The organism is Micromonospora sp. WMMA1996 (genome assembly GCF_002573675.1).
Lineage (GTDB): Bacteria > Actinomycetota > Actinomycetes > Mycobacteriales > Micromonosporaceae > Micromonospora > Micromonospora sediminicola.
Window position 1 is genome coordinate 2,116,267 of the sequence record NZ_PDHU01000001.1, and the last position, 21,175, is coordinate 2,137,441.

At 74.6% G+C, this 21,175-nt stretch carries 23 protein-coding genes; 10 read left to right on the forward strand and 13 right to left on the reverse strand.

From position 1 onward, the window contains the following. Positions 1 to 11 precede the first annotated feature (11 nt). The 5 genes from COO58_RS10145 to COO58_RS10165 all read right to left on the reverse strand — a co-directional run bounded on the left by COO58_RS10145 (position 12) and on the right by COO58_RS10165 (position 4,031). Positions 12 to 662 (reverse strand): class F sortase, encoded by a 651-nt coding sequence (locus tag COO58_RS10145; RefSeq protein WP_098744754.1) that lies wholly within the window; start codon positions 660 to 662, stop codon positions 12 to 14. An 86-nt stretch (positions 663 to 748) separates the two neighbouring features. Beyond that, complete coding sequence (locus tag COO58_RS10150) at positions 749 to 1,234, reverse strand: hypothetical protein (protein ID WP_091574324.1); 486 nt, start codon at positions 1,232 to 1,234, stop codon at positions 749 to 751. Between the two features lie 253 nt (positions 1,235 to 1,487). Further along, the gene (locus COO58_RS10155) at positions 1,488 to 1,967 is read right to left on the reverse strand and encodes a hypothetical protein (RefSeq protein WP_091574325.1); all 480 of its coding nucleotides are present in this window, start codon (positions 1,965 to 1,967) and stop codon (positions 1,488 to 1,490) included. A gap of 29 nt (positions 1,968 to 1,996) precedes the next feature. Next, complete coding sequence (locus COO58_RS10160) at positions 1,997 to 2,692, reverse strand: response regulator transcription factor (RefSeq protein ID WP_091574326.1); 696 nt, start codon at positions 2,690 to 2,692, stop codon at positions 1,997 to 1,999. A gap of 232 nt (positions 2,693 to 2,924) precedes the next feature. Beyond that, a complete protein-coding gene (locus COO58_RS10165) occupies positions 2,925 to 4,031 on the reverse strand; it encodes a sensor histidine kinase (protein WP_098744757.1) in 1,107 nt (368 codons plus the stop codon). A 175-nt stretch (positions 4,032 to 4,206) separates the two neighbouring features. Here COO58_RS10165 and COO58_RS10170 point away from each other — a divergent pair, with 175 nt between their 5' ends. Next, the gene (locus COO58_RS10170) at positions 4,207 to 4,626 is read left to right on the forward strand and encodes a DUF6069 family protein (RefSeq protein WP_098744759.1); all 420 of its coding nucleotides are present in this window, start codon (positions 4,207 to 4,209) and stop codon (positions 4,624 to 4,626) included. Positions 4,627 to 4,685: 59 nt separating this feature from the next. On the opposite strand, the gene COO58_RS10175 is transcribed toward COO58_RS10170, so the two are convergent. Next, positions 4,686 to 5,510: a metalloregulator ArsR/SmtB family transcription factor gene (locus COO58_RS10175; RefSeq protein WP_098744760.1), complete on the reverse strand. Its 825-nt coding sequence runs from the start codon at positions 5,508 to 5,510 to the stop codon at positions 4,686 to 4,688. 222 nt (positions 5,511 to 5,732) lie between these two features. On the opposite strand from COO58_RS10175, the gene COO58_RS10180 reads away from it, so the two are divergent. The 4 genes from COO58_RS10180 (at position 5,733) to COO58_RS10195 (ending at position 9,691) form a co-directional block, all read left to right on the forward strand. Continuing rightward, the gene (locus COO58_RS10180) at positions 5,733 to 6,143 is read left to right on the forward strand and encodes a YciI family protein (RefSeq protein WP_091574330.1); all 411 of its coding nucleotides are present in this window, start codon (positions 5,733 to 5,735) and stop codon (positions 6,141 to 6,143) included. Between the two features lie 8 nt (positions 6,144 to 6,151). Further along, positions 6,152 to 7,309 (forward strand): RNA polymerase sigma factor, encoded by a 1,158-nt coding sequence (locus COO58_RS10185; protein ID WP_091574331.1) that lies wholly within the window; start codon positions 6,152 to 6,154, stop codon positions 7,307 to 7,309. A gap of 59 nt (positions 7,310 to 7,368) precedes the next feature. Beyond that, positions 7,369 to 8,316 carry a hypothetical protein gene (locus COO58_RS10190; protein WP_141561875.1) on the forward strand — a complete coding sequence of 316 codons (948 nt, stop codon included), beginning with the start codon at positions 7,369 to 7,371 and terminating at the stop codon, positions 8,314 to 8,316. Positions 8,317 to 8,440: 124 nt separating this feature from the next. Continuing rightward, positions 8,441 to 9,691: an MFS transporter gene (locus COO58_RS10195; protein ID WP_091574333.1), complete on the forward strand. Its 1,251-nt coding sequence runs from the start codon at positions 8,441 to 8,443 to the stop codon at positions 9,689 to 9,691. A gap of 3 nt (positions 9,692 to 9,694) precedes the next feature. On the opposite strand, the gene COO58_RS10200 is transcribed toward COO58_RS10195, so the two are convergent. Beyond that, a complete protein-coding gene (locus tag COO58_RS10200) occupies positions 9,695 to 10,762 on the reverse strand; it encodes a Gfo/Idh/MocA family oxidoreductase (protein ID WP_091574334.1) in 1,068 nt (355 codons plus the stop codon). Between the two features lie 81 nt (positions 10,763 to 10,843). Here COO58_RS10200 and COO58_RS10205 point away from each other — a divergent pair, with 81 nt between their 5' ends. Next, entirely contained in the window at positions 10,844 to 12,031 is a 1,188-nt protein-coding gene (locus COO58_RS10205) for a lycopene cyclase family protein (RefSeq protein ID WP_091574335.1), read from the forward strand. Here COO58_RS10205 and COO58_RS10210 read toward each other — a convergent pair. Further along, a complete protein-coding gene (locus COO58_RS10210; RefSeq protein WP_255292577.1) occupies positions 12,028 to 13,143 on the reverse strand; it encodes a serine hydrolase in 1,116 nt (371 codons plus the stop codon). The two genes, COO58_RS10205 and COO58_RS10210, sit on opposite strands and share 4 nt — an antisense overlap. A 2-nt stretch (positions 13,144 to 13,145) precedes the next feature. After that, complete coding sequence (locus COO58_RS10215) at positions 13,146 to 13,919, reverse strand: tyrosine-protein phosphatase (protein WP_098744763.1); 774 nt, start codon at positions 13,917 to 13,919, stop codon at positions 13,146 to 13,148. 70 nt (positions 13,920 to 13,989) lie between these two features. On the opposite strand from COO58_RS10215, the gene rnhA reads away from it, so the two are divergent. After that, positions 13,990 to 14,559 (forward strand): ribonuclease HI, encoded by a 570-nt coding sequence (gene rnhA / locus COO58_RS10220; protein WP_091574337.1) that lies wholly within the window; start codon positions 13,990 to 13,992, stop codon positions 14,557 to 14,559. Here rnhA and COO58_RS10225 read toward each other — a convergent pair. The 4 genes from COO58_RS10225 to COO58_RS10240 all read right to left on the reverse strand — a co-directional run bounded on the left by COO58_RS10225 (position 14,478) and on the right by COO58_RS10240 (position 16,878). Beyond that, positions 14,478 to 14,738, reverse strand: a complete 261-nt coding sequence (locus COO58_RS10225; protein ID WP_091574338.1) for a hypothetical protein — start codon at positions 14,736 to 14,738, stop codon at positions 14,478 to 14,480. The two genes, rnhA and COO58_RS10225, sit on opposite strands and share 82 nt — an antisense overlap. Positions 14,739 to 14,774: 36 nt before the next feature. Then, positions 14,775 to 15,011, reverse strand: a complete 237-nt coding sequence (locus tag COO58_RS10230; RefSeq protein WP_091574339.1) for a preprotein translocase YidC — start codon at positions 15,009 to 15,011, stop codon at positions 14,775 to 14,777. A gap of 395 nt (positions 15,012 to 15,406) precedes the next feature. After that, positions 15,407 to 16,270: a pentapeptide repeat-containing protein gene (locus tag COO58_RS10235; protein ID WP_369700197.1), complete on the reverse strand. Its 864-nt coding sequence runs from the start codon at positions 16,268 to 16,270 to the stop codon at positions 15,407 to 15,409. A 197-nt stretch (positions 16,271 to 16,467) separates the two neighbouring features. Continuing rightward, positions 16,468 to 16,878: an SSI family serine proteinase inhibitor gene (locus COO58_RS10240; RefSeq protein WP_091574340.1), complete on the reverse strand. Its 411-nt coding sequence runs from the start codon at positions 16,876 to 16,878 to the stop codon at positions 16,468 to 16,470. 406 nt (positions 16,879 to 17,284) lie between these two features. On the opposite strand from COO58_RS10240, the gene COO58_RS10245 reads away from it, so the two are divergent. The 3 genes from COO58_RS10245 to COO58_RS10255 all read left to right on the forward strand — a co-directional run bounded on the left by COO58_RS10245 (position 17,285) and on the right by COO58_RS10255 (position 21,172). Beyond that, positions 17,285 to 18,316, forward strand: coding sequence for an ABC transporter permease (locus COO58_RS10245; protein WP_098744765.1), 1,032 nt, complete (start codon positions 17,285 to 17,287; stop codon positions 18,314 to 18,316). 62 nt (positions 18,317 to 18,378) lie between these two features. Next, positions 18,379 to 20,124, forward strand: coding sequence for an ABC transporter substrate-binding protein (locus tag COO58_RS10250; protein WP_098744766.1), 1,746 nt, complete (start codon positions 18,379 to 18,381; stop codon positions 20,122 to 20,124). 58 nt (positions 20,125 to 20,182) lie between these two features. Next, entirely contained in the window at positions 20,183 to 21,172 is a 990-nt protein-coding gene (locus COO58_RS10255) for an ABC transporter permease (protein WP_091574343.1), read from the forward strand. The last annotated feature ends 3 nt before the right edge of the window (positions 21,173 to 21,175 follow it).

Genomic DNA, 21,175 nt, shown 5'->3' on the forward strand with positions numbered 1-21,175 from the left:
TCCGGCCCGCGTCAGCGGACGGCGGTGGCGAAGACGACGATGTTGTCGGGATAGTTTCCGGTGCGCGGGTCGAAGCGCCCGCCGCAGGTGATCAGGCGCAGCCGGGACGCCGCGCCGCCGCCGTACACCCGCTCGGTGGGGAACCGCTGCTTCGGGTACGCGCCGACACCGTCCACCATGAACACCGCGGTGCGGCCGTCGGCGCGGACCACCCGGACGGTGTCGCCGGGGCGCAGCCGGCCGAGGTCGAAGAAGACCGCCGGGCCGTGCTGCGAGTCGACGTGCCCGACCAGCACGGCGTTGCCGGCCTCGCCGGGCGCGGGGCCGGGGTGGTACCAGCCGGCGACCTCCGGGCGCTCCAGCGGCGGCACCTCCAGCGCGCCGTCGTCGTCGGTGGCGACCGGGACGATGTCGGCGTCCACCCCGATGCGGGGGATGACCACCCGCACCGGGGTCGATCGGGGGAGCGCCGGGCCGGCCGCGCCCGGGCGTTCGGTGGTCGGCGCGGCGGAGGTGCCGGGTTGGGGCGGTGACGCCGAGGTGCTGCCGAGACCGGCCGAGACCAGCCCGGCGCCGGTGGCGCCGGCGAGGGTGACGGCGGTGACGACGGCGACGGTGCGGACCCGTGACGGGCCGCCCGTCCGGCGGTCTGACGAGGACAGATCCCACCTCCGTGCGACGGGGACGGGGCGCCCGCGCCGGCCGTGCCGGCGCGGGCGCCCCCGTTCGACGATGCCGCGGCGAACCGTCAGGCGGTGGCGCCCGCCCGCCGCCGGCGACGGAACACCACGTACGCCCCGCCGGCGAGCGCGCCGGCGGCCAGCGCGCCGCCCGCGACCAGGACGCCGGTGTCGCCGTCCCGGCCGCCGGCGCCGGCCTGCGCGCCACCGATCGGGGTCACGGTGAACGTGGCGCTGCCGCCGTCGCTGCCGTCGCCGCAGGTCGAGGCGACCGTGTACGTGCCGAGCGTGAAGCCGGCGGTGAACAGTTCGGCGCTCAGCCCGCCCCCCGCGGCCGCCGTGGTGGACCGGACGTTCTGGTCGCGGTCGGGCCCGGTGACCCGGAAGATCGCGTCACCGGCGTTCGGGTTGCACGTCGTGGTGAGCACCACGGTGCCGCCGACCGGGGTGGTGGCGGGTGAGACTCTGGTGTCCGCCAGCGCGGCGGCCGGGAGCAGCAGTGCGCCGAGGCCCACGCCGACCGCCGCCGGTCCGAGAAATGACTGTGCCTTCATCCGCGTCTTCCCTCACTTTTCGTCCGCTGTCTGCGTGGGACGTCGTTCGGGTGGCCAACTCCGTGACTAGCACCGGTGTGGCCAACACTAGGAGGGTTGCGGCGGTCACTGGGGGTAATTGAGAAATCTTCGTTGCCGTCCGGTGTCCACCCTCCCGCCTCCCCGACGAGGACGGCCCGCACCTGCGTACGGCGTGCCTGTTCGTCACCGACCGTCCGTTCCCGTCGGCTTTCGGCGGAGTTCGTGGGCGGGGTCAGGTCGGGCCGTGCGAGGTCATCGCGGCGACCAACAGTGCCCTCGCCCGGTCCCGCCGGCGCCTCGCCAGCAGCGCGAAGCACACAGTGAGCACGACGAGATCGGGGTGCCGCCCGATCAGGTCGACGTCGACCGGCGCGCCCGCACGGGTCGAGGTGCGGGCGGCGACCCGGCCGCCGGGACGGGTCAGGACGCCCTCGTACCGCCGGAAGCCGCGCGGCGTGCTCCACCCGGCCGGTGCGTCCGTGCCGGCCCACCGGGCCAGCGGCGGCTCCAGGACGAGTACCGGCGCATCCGGTGGCCCGGCGGTGATCCGGAGCTGCCGCCGGCCCAGCGCCCGCAACGTCCAGGTGCCCTCGGCGGTGGTCGCGTCGGCGCAGACCAGGCCCCGACCGGCGCGCAGCGTGCCGCGCGGTGTGCCCGCCGTGGTCAGCGTCCAGAGTCGACGTCCGGTGCGGTGCAGTGTCATGTCGCTCATGTCGTCCCCCGTGGTCGTGTGCGTGCGGCTCACCCGGCCGGCGGCTCCGGCCGGACCAGTCCGGTGTCGTAGGCGAGGACCACCGCCTGGATCCGGTCCCGCAGGCCGAGCTTGGTGAGGATCGCGGAGACGTGGGTCTTCACCGTGGCGGTGCTCAGGTGCAGCCGGGCGGCGATCTCCGCGTTGGACAGCGCCCGGGCGGTCAGCGTGAGCACCTCCACCTCACGGGCGGTCAACGCCGCGAGCGCGCGGTCGGCGGTGGGCGCCGGGCCGGGCAGCCGGCCGGCGAACCGGTCCAGCAGCCGCCGCGTCACGGTCGGCGCCAGCAGGGCGTCGCCCCGGGCCACCACCCGTACCGCCTCGGCCAGGTCGGCCGGTCGGGTGTCCTTGAGCAGGAAGGCGCTGGCCCCGGCGCGCAGCGCGGCGTAGACGTGTTCGTCGACGTCGAACGTGGTGAGCATGACGACCCGGGCGGGACTGCCGGCGGCCACCAGCTCCCGGGTGGCGGCGATGCCGTCCTGGCGGGGCATCCGCACGTCCATCAGCACCACGTCCGGTCGGGTACGGGTCGCCACCGCGACCGCCTCGACGCCGTCCGCGGCCTCACCGACCACGGTCAGGTCCGGCCGGGCGTCGAGGACCATCCGTAACCCGGCGCGGATCAGCTCCTGGTCGTCGGCCACCACCACGCGGATGCGCGCCCGCCCGCCGTCCGGCTCGCTCATCGGCCACCTTCCGTTCGTGACTGCGGGGCTCGCAACACCGGCTCACTCCTCGCGCTCACCGGCCACCTTCCGTTCGCGACTGCGGGGCTCGCAACACCGGCTCACTCCTCGCGCTCACCGGCCACCTTCCGTTCGCGACTGCGGGGCTCGCAACACCGGCTCACTCCTCGCGCTCACCGGCCACCTTCCGTTCGCGACTGCGGGGCTCGCAACACCGGCTCACTCCTCGCGCTCACCGGGCCGCGCCCACCGGCAGCTGCGCCCGTACCCGGAAGCCGCCGCTGGGCAGCGGGCCGGCGTCGAGCGTGCCGCCGAGCAGCCGGGCCCGCTCCCGCATGCCGACGATGCCGCGCCCCTCGCTCGTCCCGGACCGGCGGGCCGGCGCCGCGCCGTCGTTGACCACCTCCAGGCGGAGCACGCCCCCGTCGTACCGGACGTCGACGTCGGCGCGGGTGGCGTGCCCGTGCCGCAGCGCGTTGGTCAGCGACTCCTGCACGATCCGGTACGCCGACAGCTGCACCCCGCCGGGCAGCGCCTCGCCGTCTCCCTCGCGGCGCAACGTCACCGGCAGGCCGACCGCCCGGACGGCGTCGACGAGCGCGTCGAGCTGGGCCAGCCCCGGCTGCGGCGCGTCCGGATCGGATCCGCCGTCGGCGGTCAGCGCGTGCAGCATGGCCCGCAGCTCGGTCAGCGCCGACCGGGCCGCCACGTGGATCGACCCGAGCGCCGCGCGGGCCTGCTCCGGCTGCTGGTCGAAGACGTCCTCGGCGGCGACGGCCTGCACCGCGATCACCGCCACGTGGTGGGCGACCACGTCGTGCAGCTCCCGGGAGATCCGTTCCCGCTCGACCGCGCGTACCTGCCGCTCCCACGCGCAGCGGCGCTGCTCCTGGGCGCGCAGCAGCTCGCCGACCGACCAGCCGAGGCCCAGCCCGGTCGCGGCGAGCAGCATGTCCCGCCAGTCGCCGGTCACCAGCTTCCACGGCGTGGGCGCCACCAGCAGCCCGAGGGCGACCAGCGAGAACCGGGGTCGCCGCAGCCGGGCGACGTAGGACAGCGGCGCCGCCACCAACCCGAGCCAGCCGAGCTGCGGGCAGAACGCCTCCAGGCCGACGCCGGCCAGCGCGGCGACCGCGAGGGCGTACCCGGGTCGGCGCCGGATCCACAGCAGACAGCTGGCCTGCAGCGCGGCGAGGCCGACCGCGACGGCGGTCCCGCCGGTCGTGGCCGGGCCGGCGTCGGACGTCAGCAGCACGAGCAGGGACACGCCGAGGCAGGCGGCGGCGATGCCGCCGTCGAGCAGCAGCAGGAACCGTGGCCGGGAAGACGCACACCTCATGTCCCGGATGCTAGGCGGCCGGCCGGCCGGCCCTCATCGGCCGCGAGACGGAGATCCCGGCCGTCAGTGGTCCCCGGGACGGAGTCGGGAACCGGTCGCCGGCGCGATCCGCCCGACCCGTCGCCGGCCCTAGCGTCGTCGCCAGTCGATCCCACCGCACCGGAGGTACGCGCCGATGGAGACCACGATTCCGAGCACCGCCGTCCGCCCGGCCCGCCGCCGCGACCGGCTGCTCACCGTGCTCGCCGCCACCGCCGCCACGCTGCTCGGCTGGGTGGTCGCGGTGCCGCTCGCCGGGGTGGAGCTGGCCGCGCGTGGTGGCGACGGCGCCGCGCAGCGGGTCACGCCGGTGGCCGTCGCCGTCAGCACGCTGCTCGCCGGGCTGGCCGGTTGGGCGTCGCTGGCCCTGCTGGAGCGGCTCACCGCCCGGGCCCGGCCGGTCTGGACGGTGGTCGCCGTGCTGGTGCTGGCGCTGTCGCTGCTCGGGCCGGTGGGCGCGGGCGTCGGGTCGGCGGCGACGGTCACGCTGGTGGCCCTGCACCTGGTGGCCGCCGCCGTGCTGGTGCCCGGGCTGCGGCATACCGCCGGCCGTTGACCGGCCGGGCCCGGGACCGCCGCGACGGGGGCGGGCGGCTCCGGGCCCGGCCGCGCGGGTCAGCCTGCCGCGACCGGCTCCGGCAGCGGCTCGCCGGTCTCCAACAGGCTCTTGAGGCTGGCCAGCAGTTCCGGCCAGCCTCCGCTGCCGTCGAGTTGGCCGCTGATCGCCCGGTACATCTCGCTGTCCGGCGAGAAGTCGTCGTGGATCACGGTCAGCCGGACGGTCCCGCCCTGCGGCACGAGGTCGAACGTGACAGTGGACCGGCGCTCGCCGAGCCGGGCGGCCAGTTCCTCGTCGGACCACCCGAAGTGCGCGGCGTGCTCGGGCTGGAAGCCGTGCCAGGTGTACGCGAGGCGCCGGTACGGTTCGGCGACGAGCACCCGTTGACCGAGGTCGCGCGGCTCGTCGTCCGGCGTGTCCTGCCAGAGCAGCGGTGAGCCGGCCCGCCAGTCGGAGACGAGCGTGACGCCGCCCCAGTAGCGGCGGGTGAACGCGGGTTCGGTCAGGGCCTGCCAGAGCCGCTCGGGCGTGGTCCGGACGTAGGTGGTGTAGACGAACGTGGGGCTCTCCATGGGCTGCCGCTCCAATGCTGTCTGCAGGTCGGCGAGGGCGCGGGCGCGCTCCCGGTGGTAGCGGCCGATCCAGCGGTCGGCCACCGCGTTGATGGGGGCGGCGTCGAGGTGGTGCAGCTTCTCCCGCCCCCGCTTGATGGTGGTGACCAGGCCGGCGGCCTCCAGCACCGCGAGGTGCTTGCTCACCGACTGCCGGCTCATGTCCAGCCCGGCGCACAGCTCGCGCAGGCTCTGGCCGTTGCGGGCGTTCAGGCGGTCGAGCAGGCGTCGCCGGCTGGGGTCGGCCAGCGCCCGGAAAACCTCGTCCACCCGTCACTCCACTCACCGGGGAAAGGCAACCCTACGGCTGCTCTTCCGGAGCATATGCACCCTGGCGGCTGCCTGTCCATCCGAAGCTAGCCTCCTAGGATGCTTAGGGGGAGTGAGGCCGGCGACGATTTCCACCGCCGCGTATGTCGAGAACGGGTGGTCGGCTCCGTCCCCGGGATGAACGCGGTCAGAATGGCCGCACCCGATCCGAGGAGAGTCACCATGGCGAAGTACCTGCTGCTGAAGCACTACCGCGGCGGCCCGACCCCGGTCGTCGACATGCCGCAGTTCGACCGGTGGACGCCGGAGGAGTTCTCGGCGCACGTGCAGTACATGAAGGACTTCGCGGCCCGGCTGGAGGAGTCCGGCGAGTTCGTCGACTCCGAGGCGCTCGCCCCGGAGGGCACGTTCGTGCGCTACGACGGCGAGGGGCGCCCGCCGGTGACCGACGGCCCGTTCGCCGAGACGAAGGACCTGATCGCCGGCTGGATGGTGATCGACGTGGACAGCTACGAGCGGGCCCTCGAACTCGCCGCCGAGCTGTCGGCCGCGCCGGGACAGGGCGGCCGACCGCTCCACGAGTGGCTGGAGATCCGGCCGTTCATGACCGCGCCGCCCACCGTCACGGAGTGACCGCTCCGATGGACGAGGTTCTGCTCCGGAGCCTCACCCCGGTCGCCCTCGGGGTCCTCGTCCGCCGCGGGGTCGACTTCGCGGCGGCCGAGGACGCCGTGCAGGACGCGCTGGTCGAGGCGTGGCGCGTCTGGCCGGCCGACCCGCCGCGCGACCCGAGGGCGTGGCTGGTCACCGTGGCCTGGCGCCGGTTCCTCGACACCGCCCGCGCCGACGCCGCCCGGCGTCGACGGGAGGACGTGGTGGACGAGGAGCCGCCGCCGGGCCCGGTGTCCGGCGTGGACGACACACTCCAGCTCTACTTCCTCTGCGCCCACCCGTCGCTGACGCCGTCGGCGGCGGTCGCGCTCACGTTGCGCGCCGTCGGCGGCCTCACCACCCGCCAGATCGCCCGGGCGTACCTGGTGCCGGAGGCGACCATGGCGCAGCGGATCAGCCGGGCCAAGCGCACCGTCGCCGGCGTACGGTTCGACCAGCCCGGTGACGTCGCCACCGTGCTGCGCGTGCTCTACCTGGTCTTCAACGAGGGCTACTCCGGCGACGTCGACCTGGCCGCCGAGGCGATCCGGCTGACCCGGCAGCTCGCCGCCGCTGTCGACCACCCGGAGGTGGCCGGGCTGCTCGCGCTGATGCTGCTGCACCACGCCCGCCGGGCCAGCCGGACCGCGCCCGACGGCAGCCTGGTGCCGCTGGCCGAGCAGGACCGCCGCCGCTGGGACACCGGCCTGATCACCGAGGGGGTGGCGATCCTGCAGACCGCCCTGTCCCGCGACCGGCTGGGCGAGTTCCAGGCCCAGGCCGCCGTCGCCGCCCTGCACGCCGACGCGCCCACCGCGGCGGAGACCGACTGGGTGCAGATCGTCGAGTGGTACGACGAACTGGTCCGCCTCACCGACAGCCCGGTCGTCCGGCTGAACCGGGCGGTGGCGGTCGGCGAGGCGGACGGCCCGCGGGCCGGGCTGGCCGCGCTCGCCGCGCTCGACGACACGGTGCCCCGGCACACCGCGGTCGCCGCGTACCTGCACGAACGCGACGGCGACCGGTCCACGGCCGCGCGGCTCTACGCCGAGGCGGCCCGCAAGGCCCTCAACCTGGCCGAACGCGACCACCTGACCCGCCAGGCCGCCCGCCTCAACACGACCCCGCCCCCGACCCCGCCCTCGTGACCGACGGACCGGGGACAACCGGGGTGCGGGAAGCGGGGTGGCTCGGGCACCCTGGGCGGATGGGACCGGGGTCGCGGGGGAGCGGCGGGCTCGTGCGGGCGACGCTGCCGGGCGGGCTCGGCGTGTCGCTGACGGCGACCACACCGGCCCGTCCGGGGCTGCGGGTGGAGGCGGCCGGGGGCGGTCGGCTCCTCATCCGGCAGGCGGAGCGGATCGTCCTGCTCGCCCGCCAGGGCGCGCGCCACCACGGCGTGCGCTACGCCCGGACCGGCGGATACCGCTCGCCGCTGCCCCCGATCACCGCCGCTGCCGCGAGACGGGTCCAGGAGACCAGTCCGGACGCCGCCGTGTGGGCGATGCGCTGGACGCATCGGTTCGCCGACTGGCTGGGCGCGGCCGACCAGGACGGGCCGTTGCACCGGGGTCGATGGACGCTCGCCGCCGGCATGCCCGGGTGGAGCATCTCCACCCACTGGGACCGGCTCACCCGGGTCGACCCGGATCGCGGACACGTCACGTGGTTCGGTTACGGCGACCCCGACGACGACCTGCGGGACGTGCTCCCGTTGCGCCGGCTGGCGCCGGCCGGTCACGGTCGGGTACGCGCCTGGCGGCGGCAGGCCCGCGCCGGCGTCCTTCCGCCCGTGCTGCTGTGGTGGGTGAGCGGGTTGCAGACCCTGGTGCTGCTCGACGGCCACGACCGGACGGTCGCCGCGCTGGCCGAGGGTGGCCCGCCCGACGTCGTGGTGCTCGCGCCGGCCGATCAGGGTGCCGACCGGATGCGTCACGAGATCAACGGCTACGTGCGGCGGATGCGCCACCTTGAGGCGGCCGACGTCCCGGCGGCCCGACTCGCCGTCGAGTCCCGAGGGCTCGCCGAGGGGGTGGCCGGGGCGGTCCGCGCCGAGGGCCGGACCACCGCGTGGCCGGTGCGCGGGGGATCGCGGGAGTGGGAGCGGCTCGCCGTCCGTCTCGCGCCCGGCTGGGACACCGGGAGCCGTCCGTGAGCAGCGCCCCGGGGAGCGGGCCGACGTGGTGCTCGACCTGACCGATCCGCTGGCCCCGGCGGTGCTGGCCGGGCGGCGGTAATCCGCTCGGCTCGGCGCGTCGCCGCTGGTAGCTTGCCTCGTCGTGACGGGGGAACGGCTCGGCGGGCGCTTCGCCCGCCTGTGGACCGCGAGCACGCTGTCCGCGCTGGGCAGCGGCACGGCCACCGTGGCCGCCCCGCTGTACGTGGCGTCGCGCACCGACGACCCGCTGGTGGTCTCGGCCGGCGCGGCGGTGTCGTGGCTGCCGTGGCTGCTGTTCGCGCTGCCCGGCGGTGTGCTGGCCGACCGGGTGGACCGGCGTCGGCTGATGGTGCTCATCGACTGGGTGCGGGTCGTCGCGCTGGTCGTGCTGGCCGCCGCGATGCTCACCGAACGGGCCGGGGTGGCGCTGCTCTACGTGGTGCTGTTCGTGGTCAACACCGGCGAGGTGGTGTTCCGCACCGCCGCCCAAGCGGTCCTGCCGGCGGTGGTGCCCCGGTCCCGGCTGGAGCGGGCCAACGGCTGGCTCAACGGCGGCACCCAGGTCACGCAGAACATGGTCGCCGGTCCGCTGGGCGGCTTCCTGTTCGTGCTCGCGGCGGCGGCGCCGTTCGCGCTCAACGCCGGCACGTACGCGTTGAGCGCCGTGCTCGTCGGTCTGCTCGCCGGCACGTACCGGGGGGAGGGGAAGCCGACCGGGCCGCGCTCGGCGCGCGCGGAGATCGCGGAGGGGTTCCGGTGGCTGCTGTCGCAGCGGCTGCTGCGCACCATGACGATGCTGATCGGGCTGCTCAACGTCACGTTGACCGCGGCGCTCGCGGTGCTGGTGCTGTTGGCCACCGAACGGCTGGGTCTCGGCTCGGTCGGCTACGGGGCGTTGTTCACGTGCATGGCGGTGGGCGGCCTGCTCGGCTCGGTGGTCGGCGACCGGTTGGTCGCCGCGATCACCGCCACCTGGACGGTCCGGGTGGGTCTGCTGACCGAGGCCGTCCTGCACCTGGCGCTGGCCGCCTCCCGCAGCGCGGTGGTGGTCGGGCTGGCGTTGTTCGCGTTCGGGGTGCACAGCGCGCTGTGGAACATCGTGGCGAACTCGTTGCGTCAGCGCCTCACCCCGACGGCTCTGATGGGTCGGGTGGGCAGCACGAACCTGTTCATCGCGGCCGGCGGCAACTGCGTCGGCGCGCTGCTCGGCGGGGTGGTGGCCGCCCGCTACGGCATCACCGCGCCGTACTGGGTGGGGTTCGTGGTGGCGGTCGCGGTGACGGCCGCGACATGGCGGGTGTTCGACCGGGCGGTCGTGGCCGCCGCGTACGTCGATCCGGCGCCGGAGCCGTCGCTGCCGGCGGCCCGGTGACGCTCAGGGCAGCGGTGGCACCGGCAGCGTGACGCCCTGCGCGGCGGCCCGGTGGGCCAGCTCGATCAGCTCGACCACGGCGACGGAGTCCGCCGGGTCGACGGGCAGCGGCCCGCCGTCGCGCAGCGCCGCCGCCACGTCGGCGTAGAAGTCCTGGTAGCGGCCGGCCTCGGTGGGCACGGCCCGCAGGTCGCCGTCGGCGCCGAGCCGGCCGTAGCGCTCCGGGTCGACCTCGCCCCACCCGGGCTCGCCGGGCCGCCGGCCGTCGCGCAGCGCGGCCTCCTGCGGGTCCAGTCCCCAGCTGGTCCAGGCGGCCCGGTCGCCGAGCACCCGGAAACGCGGGCCGAGCTGGGCGGTCACCGCGCCCATCCACAGGTGCGAGCGCACGCCGCTGCGGTGGGTGAGCGCGACGAACGCGTCGTCGTCGACCTCGGCGCCCGGCCGTCTCCGGTCCACCTCCGCGTAGACGCGGTCCACCGGGCCGAAGAGCTGCACCGCCTGGTCGACCAGGTGGGCGCCGAGGTCGAACAGCGCGCCACCGGCCTCGTCGGGCGCGGCGCTCTCCCGCCAGCCCGGCTTGATCTCCGGCCGCCAGCGTTCGAACCGCGACTCGAACCGGTTGACCCGGCCCAGCTCACCGGCCTCGACGAGGCGGCGTACGGTGCGGAAGTCGCCGTCCCAGCGCCGGTTCTGGAACACCGTCAGCGGCACCCCGGCGGCCGCGGCCTCGGTCACCAGCGAGCGACCCTGCGCGGCGGTGGGCGCGATCGGCTTGTCCACCACCACCGGCAGCCCGGCCGCGACCGCGGCGCGGGCCAGCGGCACGTGCTGCCGGTTCGGCGTGGCCACCACCACCAGGTCGAGTGTGGCGGCGGACCGCCACAGCGCCTCGGCGTCGTCGACCACGCGGGCGTCGGGGTGCTCGGCGTGGGCCTGCGCGCGACGCTGCGGGTCGCGGGTCACCACCGCGTCCAGCCGCAGCCCGTCGGTGGCGGCGATCAGCGGGGCGTGGAACACCCGTCCGGCGATGCCGTACCCCAGCAACCCCACCCGCAGCGGCGCCCGTGTCATGCGGCCGAATCTACGCGGCGCGCCGGCGGCGGGCGGCGGGGTCCCCGGCGGCGCTCACCGGCCGTGTGACAGCGTGGGCGGGTGCACGCATCCTCCCCGGCCGACGTCGACCTCGCGCTGGTCGGCGGCGGTGGCGCCGCCTCCCTGGTCCTGGCCGCCCTGGACCGGCACGGGGTGCGCGGCCTGCGGGTCGCCGTGGTCGACCCGGTGCGCAAACGTGGTCAGGACCGCACCTGGGCGTTCTGGGGCACGCCCGGCGACGACCTCGACCCGCTGCTGAGCGCGAGCTGGTCGCAGGTCGACGTGGTCACGGCGGCCGGCCGCCGCGTCCTGTCGCTGGACCCGCTGCGGTACGCCATGCTCCGCTCCGCCCCGGTCTACGACCGGGCTGCCGAGGCGGAGCGGCGGCTGGACGCGGTCCGCATCGGCGTGCCGGCGGGGGAGTTGCGCGACGACGGGCACCGGGTCACCGTGTGCGATCCGGAGGGACGCCCGCTGGTGCGGGCCGGCTGGGTGCTCGACTCCCGTCCGCGCCCGCCGTCCCGGCCGGGGCGGACCAGCTGGTTGCAGCACTTCCGGGGCTGGTGGCTGGCGGCCGACCGGCCGACGTTCGACCCGGGCCGGGCGGTGCTGATGGACTTCCGGACGCCGCAGCCGCGGCGCGGGGTCTCCTTCGGCTACGTGCTGCCGGTCGACGACCGGTTCGCGCTGGTCGAGTACACCGAGTTCGGGCCGGCGGTGCTCGACGACGCCGGCTACGACGCGGCGCTGCGCGGCTACGCCGCCCTGACCGGGTTGGACCTGACCGCGCTGCGGGTGCGGGAGGTGGAGAACGGCGTCATCCCGATGACCGACGGCCCGTTCGTCGCCCGACCGAGCCCGCGTGTGGTGCGGCTGGGCACCGCCGGCGGGGCCACCCGCCCGTCCACCGGTTTCACGTTCTCCGCGATGCTCCGCCAGGCCGACCAGGTGGCCCGCGCGGTGGCCGCCGGCCGGCCGCCGGTACCCGCGCCGGCGTACCCGGGGCGGCACCGCTGGATGGACGCGGTGGCGCTGCGCGCGCTGGACCGGGGGCACGTGGACGGGGTGGGGTTCTTCGACCGGCTGTTCGACCGGAACCCGCCGGAGCGGGTGCTGCGCTTCCTCGACGGCGCCACCACCCCGGCGGAGGACCTGGCGGTGATGCGGTCCAGCCCGCTGCTGCCGATGACCGGCGCGGTGTTCGGGGACGCAGCCGGGCGGCTGCGCGCCCGACTGCGCCGCGCCTAGCCCCGGCCCAGTTCGGCGGCCACCCGGTCGCGGACCAGCATCCGCAGCCGTTCCATCGGGTCGCCGTCGCCCGCGCCGAGCCGGTTGCGCACCGCCGCCACGGTCAACCCCAGTTCCGGGTACGCGAACGCGAGGCTGCCGCCGCTGCCGGCGGTGCCGAACGACCCGTCGTCGTCGACGGCGTAGCCCAGCCCGAACGTGCTCTCCTGCCCGAACACCCACTCCGGCGCGCGGACCGCCGGGGCGGACATCGCGCGCAGCCGGTCGGGGGAGACGAGTCGGACGCCGTCGACCGGGCCGAGCAGCGCCGCGTACATCCGGGCCGCCGCGCGGGCGCTCATCGTGCCCACCGACGGCACCTCGGCACGCAGCACGTCGGGACGGCTGCCGATGACCGTGTCCGGGCGGACCCCCGGCGGGGCCACCGCGTCGAAGTGGGGCAGGTTCGCCCCGGCCCAGGTCATCAGCGCGGACAGGCCGGCGTCCTCCAGCCGCGCCAGCCGGGGCAGCTCCGCCTCCGGTACGGCGAGGAACAGCTCCCGGGTCACGCCGAGCGGCCCGGCGATCTCCTCGGCGAGCACCTGCGACACCGATCTGCCGGTGACCCGGCGGACCACCTCGCCGACCAGCCACCCCCAGGTCCAGGCGTGGTACGCCAGTCGCTCGCCGGGCGCCCACATTGGCTCCGCGTCGGCGAGCAGCGCGCACATCCGGGACCAGTCGGTGAAGTCGTCCGGGGTGACGTCGGCGGGCAGGGCGGGCAGGCCGGCGGTGTGGGTGAGCACGTGCCGCAGCGTGATGCCGTCCTTGCCGTGCCGGGCGAACTCCGGCCACACCCGGGCCAGCGGCAGGTCCTCGTCGAGCCGGCCCTGCTCGGCCAGCACGTGCACCACGGTGGCGGTCAGGCCCTTGCCGGTGGAGACCGCGTGCACCGGGGTGTCCGCGGTCATCGGCCGCCCGGTGCCGGTGTCGGCGAGCCCGGCCTGCTCCTCGACGATCGGGGTGCCGTCGAGGTAGGCGGCCACCTGGACGCCGGCCTCCCGTCCGGAGGTGACCAGGTCGTCGAGCGCGGCGCGTACCTCGGCCCGCAGGCCGTCCCACCGGTTGTCCATGATCAGGTAGCCTGCCAGAGCGCGGTGTCGTCGTCGTCCGGTTTTCCGTCGTCGGTGAGCAGCCGGGCGCGCAGCGCCGCGATCGTCTCCTCGCCGACACCCAGCCGCCCGGTGACGTAGCCGCGCACCGAGCCGTGCGCCGCCACCAGATCGGCCAGCACCAACCGGATGATCTCGGCCGGCGCCCGCCCGTACGCGGGCCAGCGCGGCGACGCGCCCCCGTTGCGGTCCCGCCACTCGGCGACCAGCCGCCCGGTCGCCTCCTCGGTCGCCGCGAAGTCGGCAGCGATCTGGTCGTCGTCCACCCCGAGCAGGGCCAGCACCAGCGCGGCGAGCAGCCCGGTGCGGTCCTTGCCGGAGGCACAGTGGAACACCAGCGGGTGCTCGCCGTGGGCGATCACCTCCAGCGCCTCGCGCAGCTCGACCACGCCGTCCTCGGCCACCTCGGCGTACCGGTCGGCCAGGTGGCGCCACGGGTCGACGTCGGGGTCGATGTCGGCCTGCACGTAGGGGCGGTGCTCGATGCTCAGGTTGTGCCAGGTCACGCCGAGGCTCTCCGGGGCCCGGCCGCGCTCGGCGATCTCCCACGGGTAGCGCAGGTCGATCACGGTGCGGACACCGAGCGCCGCGAACCGGGTCAGGTCCTCTCCGGCGAGCTTGGCCAGGGAGTCGGAGCGGTAGAGCCGGCCCCGGGCGACGGCACGGCCGTCGACGGTGCGCCGGCCACCGAGGTCACGGAAGTTGCACAGGGTGTCGAACCGCGGGGGTACGGGCATGTCGGCACGCTAGCCGCCGGCGGCGGGTCGGGTGGTCCCGCCGGACGGCGTACCCGGTAGGTTGCCGGGCATGGCGGAGGCGGATTCCGGCCGGGTCGTGGAGATCTGGACCGACGGCGCGTGCAGCGGCAATCCCGGGCCGGGCGGCTGGGGCGCGGTGCTGCGCTGGGGCGGGCACGAGCGGGAGCTGTGCGGCGGCGAGGCGACCCCCACCACCAACAACCGGATGGAGCTGACCGCCGCCATCCGGGCGCTGGAGAGCCTGACCCGCCCGGTCACCGTGCGGCTGCACACCGACAGCACCTACGTGCGCAACGGCATCACCGGCTGGCTGAACGCGTGGAAGCGCAACGGCTGGCTGACCGCGGCGAAGCAGCCGGTGAAGAACGCCGACCTGTGGCAGCAGCTGGAGGCCGCGTGCGCCCGGCACGACGTCACCTGGCTGTGGGTCAAGGGGCACAACGGGCACCCGGAGAACGAACGCGCCGACGCGCTGGCCAACCGGGGCATGACCGAGGCGCGGGGCGGCGCACCGGCCACCCCGCGCGCGGCGTCCGCTCAGCGCAGCGGGCGGCCCTCCTCGATCTCCTCCGGCCCGTCGGCCGGGTCGGCGGTGCCGGAGACCGCGTCCACGTCGTAGCCGGCCCGGCTGGTGTCCCGCGCCGAGCGCCGGTCCTCGGCCGGCAGGTCGGCGAAGTCGTCGCCGGTGTCGTCGGTGCTGTGCAGGGACTCACCCGGCGGCCGCAGGGACGCCTCGTACGCGGTGGCGCCGTCCGGTTCGTCGGTGGTGGCGCGGCCGAAGGACTCTTCACTGGTCATGTCGCACTCCTGCCCGAAGCGGGTGGCGGCAAACGTTCAGCGGGCCGCGTCGGGGTGGGTCGGCATCGAGGAGCCGCCGGAACTGCTGCCGGAGGCCCCGCCGGCCATCCCGGACCCGTCGTCCTCGGTCACCTCGTCCGGCGGCGGCGCGTCCGGTGCGGGGGCCGGCACGTCCGTGTCCGCCGCCACCTGGACCAGGGGGACCTGCCCCGCCTCGTCCTCGGCGTGCGCCGGGTCGACCGGTTCCTCGCCGTCGCGTGCCCGATATCCCACCGGTCCGCCTCCCGTCGGTCGAGCGCCGTCCCCGCCGCCTACCCACCCCCACCCCAGAAAAACCCACCCCGCGCCCCCGCCCCAGTCCTCCCGCCCTCGCCCTCCCGACCCGCCGCCCCTTCCCGCAGCACGGGACCAGCGCCCCGAATTCCGGAACACCCTGGAGATCGTGGTACGCAGGCGCCCCTATGAGGGCCGCCCCGTACCAAGATCTCGGACCAGGCCGTCGGGGCGCACGACCGTCCCGCCCGCGTTGATCAAGGAGTTTCCGTCATGGATCGCGTGCGAACCGACGGAAACTCCTTGATCAAGGCGAGTGCGAGGCTGTCGCGAGGCCGTGTGTCCGTGCCGGTGGGTGGGGTGGCGGGCCGACGGGCGGGTGGGGAGGGGTGGGGTCAGCGGGGTCGTCGGCGGGCGCGGGACGGGCGCGCCGAGGTGACGGTCAGGGACCAGTGGGCGGGGCGGCGTAGGCCGGGCGGAAGGACCGTGCGGTGGTCGCCGCGCGCGGCGTCGAGCTGCGACTGGTGCGTGAACAGGCACTCGCCCAGGTCGGCGCCGCGCAGGTCGGCCCCGCGCAGGTCCGCGCCGGTCAGGTCGGCGGCGCCGAGCCGTACGCCGCGCAGGTCCGCACCGATCAGACAGGCGCCCCGCAGGTTCGCCCCGGTCAACGCGGCGCCGCGCAGGTCGACGCCGATCAGCGTCGCGCCCCGCCGGTCGGCCCCGGCCCGGCCGGCGCGGGCCTGCTCGCCGGCGCGCGACAACAGCCGGTTGACCGTGTTCCGGTGGGCGTCGACGTCGAGGGCGAGCAGTTCCTCCGGGGTCCCGTCGGTGAGCCGGCCGGTCTCGTCGAGCGCGGCGGTCAGGTCGTCGCGCAGCGGGCCGGGCGGGGTGAGGCGGACCGCCTCGGTCAGGTACCAGAGCAGCTCGTGCAGCGGTCGCAGCACCGCGAACGTGTCGAACATCCGCCGCGCGGTGGCCGGGTCGGTCCGCCAGTCGCGGCCGGCGAAGGTGCCCTGGGTGAGGTGCTGGCCGGCGCCGAAGCAGTCGAAGACGGTGCACCCCGGGAAGCCCCGTTGCCGCAGCTCGCCGTGGATGCCGCAGCGCGAGTCGGCGCGCAGGTTCGGGCACGGCTGCCCGGCCGGCTTGTCGACGGCGAAGTCGGCCGACGCGGCGAACGCCGGCGCGACGCAGCAGACGCCCGCGCATCGCGCGCAGTCCGCTCGCAGCTCCCGCGTTCCCGCGACCCCACCGCTCGCCACCACCGCATCTCCTCCCGCACCAACGCCCCGCCCAGCTCCCGCCCATTCTCCGCCCGCCGATCCCACACCCCCACCCACCCCCGAACCACCCCCGCCGAGAGCGTCGATCATGAAGTTGGCGGCGACATATCGGTCACCGGATGCCGCCAACTTCATGATCGACGGAGTCGGGTGGGTCCCGGGGTGGGTCGGGCGGGTCAGAAGGTGAAGAGGGTGGCGGTGGCGCGGCGCAGCAGGCAGGCGTTGGCGAAGGTGCGGGTGTAGGTGACCGGGCGGTCCTGCCAGAAGCCCACCGCCCGGGCGACCACCGGGGCGTACTGGGAGGTGCAGGGGTCGGCATCGACGTCGAGCGCGTCGAGGTGGCCGTCGACGCGGGCGACCAGCCGGCAGGCGGCGACCGGGTCGGGGTGCAGGCCGCCGGCGGGCCCGCAGACGAGCACGGTGGCGCGGACGTCGGTGTCACCGGCGTCGACGGTGAGCAGCAGCACCGAGGGCGTCTCCGGGCCGGGGCGCGGCGCCGCGGCGGCCGGACCGGCGGCGGTCACCGCGGCGAGGGCGCCGAGCGCGGCGGCCAGGGCCAGGGCGGCGGTACGTCGGGCGAAGGGCATGGGTGGTCCTTCCGTCGGGGCCCGGGTATGGGCCGATGGGTGGCCCGGACGTCGGGTGAACCGGGCCGCCGAGAACCCTAGGTGGACGGTGTGAACGCGAAGCGTCACGAAGTGTTACACCACCCGACCCGAGCGGCCGGTGCCTGTGACATCGGCGCGCGGGAATGCCCGATCGGCTGACAACCGTGTCCGCGCTCCGGCGCACCGCATTCCGAAAACGGGGAAGGGATGCCTGAACGGCTGACAACCGAATCGCGCCGTTATTGCGCCGATGCTTTCCGTAGGCCGGATCGTTGTCTATGCGCGACAACCGGAACGGCCGTTACCGTAACGATTCCTTTCGGTGTCGGAGTGCGCATTACCGTCGGGTGGCAGGGCGTTTTCGACCCGTCGGGAGGACTCCCCCATGAGCGACCTTTCCCACCCGCCGTCCTTGACCGAACCCGGCCGTCCGGGCGCGGGGGAACCGGCGGTCGAGGCCGGGAACACGCCGCCCACCGGCCGCCGCGAATTTGTCGGTCGGTCGCCGAACCAGCTCGCCTGGCTGCGTCTCAAGCGGGACCGTACGGCCCGGGCCAGCGCCGTCACGCTGACCGTCGCCGCCCTGGTCGCACTCGGGGCGCCGCTGCTGAGCCGCCTCACCGGAATCGACCCGACCGACAAGTTCGTCGGCCGGCTCAACGATTTCGGAATGCCGATCGGTTACGCCGGTGGAATCAGCGCCGACCATTGGCTCGGGCTGGAGCCGGGCAGTGGTCGCGACATCCTGCTCCAATTGGTCTACGGCCTGCGCACGTCGCTGTTCATCGCATTCGCCTCGGCTGCCGTGGCGTCGTGCATCGGGGTCGCGGTCGGCATCCTGGCCGGGTGGGCCCGAGGGTGGCTGGACAGCGTCGTCAACTGGCTGATCGACCTCACCCTGGCGTTCCCGTTCCTCATCTTCGCGCTCGCCGTGATTCCGATCCTGCAGGACCGCTTCTACACCGACCGGGAGGCGCCGTCGCCGGCCTTCCGGGTGGCCCTGATCGTCGCCACCTTCGGGCTGTTCAGCTGGACGTACACGGCGCGCCTGGTGCGCGGGCAGGTGATCTCCCTGCGGGAGCGGGAGTTCGTCGAGGCCGCCCGAGCGGCCGGCGCCGGCACCGGGCACATCCTGCTGCGTCAGCTGCTGCCGAACATCTGGGCGCCGATCCTGGTCACCGTCTCGCTGATGGTGCCCCAGTTCATCGCCATCGAGGCTGCCCTGGCGTTCGTCAACATCGGCGTCACCGAACCCACGCCCGACCTGGGCCGCATGATCTTCAACAGCATCGGCTACGTCGCGAGCGACCCCTGGTACACCCTGTTCCCCGGGTTGACGATCTTCCTGCTGGTCCTGGCGTTCAACCTGCTCGGTGACGCCCTGCGCGACTCGCTGGATCCCCGCTCCACCCGGTAGTCCCCACGGCCATTCACGTGCCCGGCCGGCGGGGGCCGACCGGGCGAGGAAGGGAGCACACCGTGCGCGCACGAACCCGGACACTGACCGGTGTCCTCGCCGCGGCGGCACTGGTCGCCGCCGGCTGCAGCCCCACCACCGACGACGGCGGCGGCGACGACCAGGAGACGAAGACCCAGAGCGGCTCGATCTCCTACGAGGCCGCCGACAACAAGGGCCCGGCGAAGGCCGTGGACGGGGCGACCCGGGGCGGCACGCTGACCGTCATGCAACCGGCCGACTTCGAACACCTCGACCCGGCCCGCAACTACGTCAACGTGCAGCAGGTCGCCGGCGGCCTGCTCTACCGCGCCCTCAACGGTTACAAGGAGGACGGCAGCGGCAGGCTGCTGCTCGTCGGCGACCTGGCGACCAACCCCGGCAAGGACGTCAACGGCGACTGCAAGGTCTGGGAGTTCACCCTCCGCGACGGCGTGAAGTACGAGGACGGCTCTGCGGTTACCAGCAAGGACGTCGCCCACGGCATCGCCCGGTCGTTCGCGTCGAACCTCAACGAGGGCCCGCACTACATCCAGCAGTGGCTCTACCCGGGCGGGGTGTACAACGCCACCTACAAGGGGCCGTACGACGGGGGCAGGCCGGTGCCCGACGGCGTCGAGACGCCCGACGACCGGACCGTGCGGTTCACCTTCCCGCAGGCGCACTGCGACCTGCCGTACGCGGCCGCGCTGCCCACCAGCGCGCCGGTGCCCGCCGCGAAGGACACCCGGGCCGGCTACGATCTGCGGCCCTTCTCGTCCGGTCCGTACCAGGTGAAGTCCTACCAGCGCGACGTCGCCCTGGAGCTGGAGCGCAACCCGAACTGGGACCCGGCGACCGACCCGATCCGCAACGCCTACCCGGACGCGATCCGGATGACGTTCGGGCTCGAGCAGGCCCAGATCGCCGAGCGCCTGGTCGCCGACGGCGCGGCCGACCAGGCGGCGCTGAGCTGGTCCGACGTGCCGCCGTCCGTGCTGCCCCGGACCACCGGGGCCGGCGTCGTCGACCGGGTGGTGAAGGGCCCGACGCAGTACAACTGGGTGCTGAGCATCAACACGCAGCGGGTCACCGACCTGGGCGTACGCCGGGCGCTGAACTACGCCGTCGACAAGGACGCGCTGCTGAAGGTGCTCGGCGGTCAGGCCGCTGGCACGCCGGCCACCACGCTGATGTCGCCGACCACCGCCGGCTTCGCCAAGTACGACCTGTTCAATGCCCCGGTCACCGGGGACAAGGCCAAGGTCACCGAGCTGCTCGCCGGCAAGCGGCCCAAGCTGGTGCTGGCCCACTCCAACCTGGAGCTGCGGACCCAGCAGGCCGAGGCGTTGCGCAAGAACCTCACCGACATGGGCTTCGACGTCGTGATGAAGCCGATCGACAACAGCAGCTACTACGACGAGATCGGCCGCAAGGACAACCCGTACGACATCTACCTCAGCGGCTGGGGTTCCGACTGGCCGACCGGCTCGACCGTCATCCCGCCGGTCTACGACGGCCGCGAGATCGTGGCCGAGGGCAACCAGAACCTGTCGTACCTGAACCAGCCGTCGGTCAGCGCGGAGATCGACCGGGTCCGCAACCTGCCCGCCGCGGAGCAGGACGCCGGCTGGATGGCCCTCGACCGCAAGATCATGGAGGAGTACGCCCCGGTCGTGCCCTGCTACTACGACGCCACCTACGAGTTGCACGGCTCGAAGGTCGGCAACGCCTTCCTCAGTGACGCGTTCGGCATCATCTCGCTCAACGGCATCTACGTGAAGCAGTGACCGTCGGCGGGGGCGGCCGCGCCGGCCGTCCCCGCCCCACCCGGGGGAGGTGTTTCCCGTGCTCCGTTTCGTCGTCCGACGGCTGCTCGTCGCCGTCTTGACCCTGGTCGTCATCAGCCTGGTCACCTTCGGTCTCTTCTTCGCGGTGCCGAGCAGCCCGGCGAAGGTGATGTGCGGCAAGAACTGCACGGCCGCGGACATCGCCCAGGTCGAGCAGCGGCTCGGCATCGACCGTCCGCTGCCCCGGCAGTACACGGACTTCGTCCGAGGCGTGTTCGTCGGTCGCACCTACGGCGAGGGTGACTTCCGCCAGGACTGTCCGGCGCCCTGCCTCGGTTTCTCGTTCCGCAACAACCAACCGGTCACCGAGATCGTCGCCCAACGCGCCCCGGTGACGTTCAGCATCGTCCTCGGCGGCGCCGTGCTCTGGCTGGCCCTGGGCGTCTCCCTGGGCATGGTGTCGGCGCTGCGCCGGGGTACGGCGTTCGACCGCGCCGCGATCGGCGTCACGCTCGCCGGGGCGTCCATGCAGGTCTACTTCTTCGGGCTGATCCTGCTCTACCTGCTGGTCTACTCCACCGGGCTGTTGCCGTTCCCCAGCTACACGCCGCTGACCGAGAGCCCGCTGCGGTGGGCGGCCGGTCTGCTGCTGCCCTGGATGACGCTGGGCTTCCTCAACTCGGCGCTCTACGCCCGGCTGTCCCGGGCGCAGATGCTGGAGACGCTGTCCGAGGACTTCGTGCGGACCGCCCGGGCCAAGGGGCTCTCCGCGCGGCAGGTGCACACCCGCCACGCGTTGCGCGCGGCGATCACCCCGATCGTCACCATCGCCGGGCTGGACATCGGCACCAGTCTGGGCGGCACGTTCATCACCGAGACCATCTTCGGCCTCCAGGGTCTCGGCAAGGCCACCGTGGAGGCGGTGCAGTTCCTCAACCTGCCGGTGGTGATGGCGACCGTGCTGCTGGCGGCGGTGTTCATCGTGGTCGCCAACATCGTCGTCGACGTGCTGTACGCGGTCATCGACCCGCGGGTCCGGCTGAACTGACGG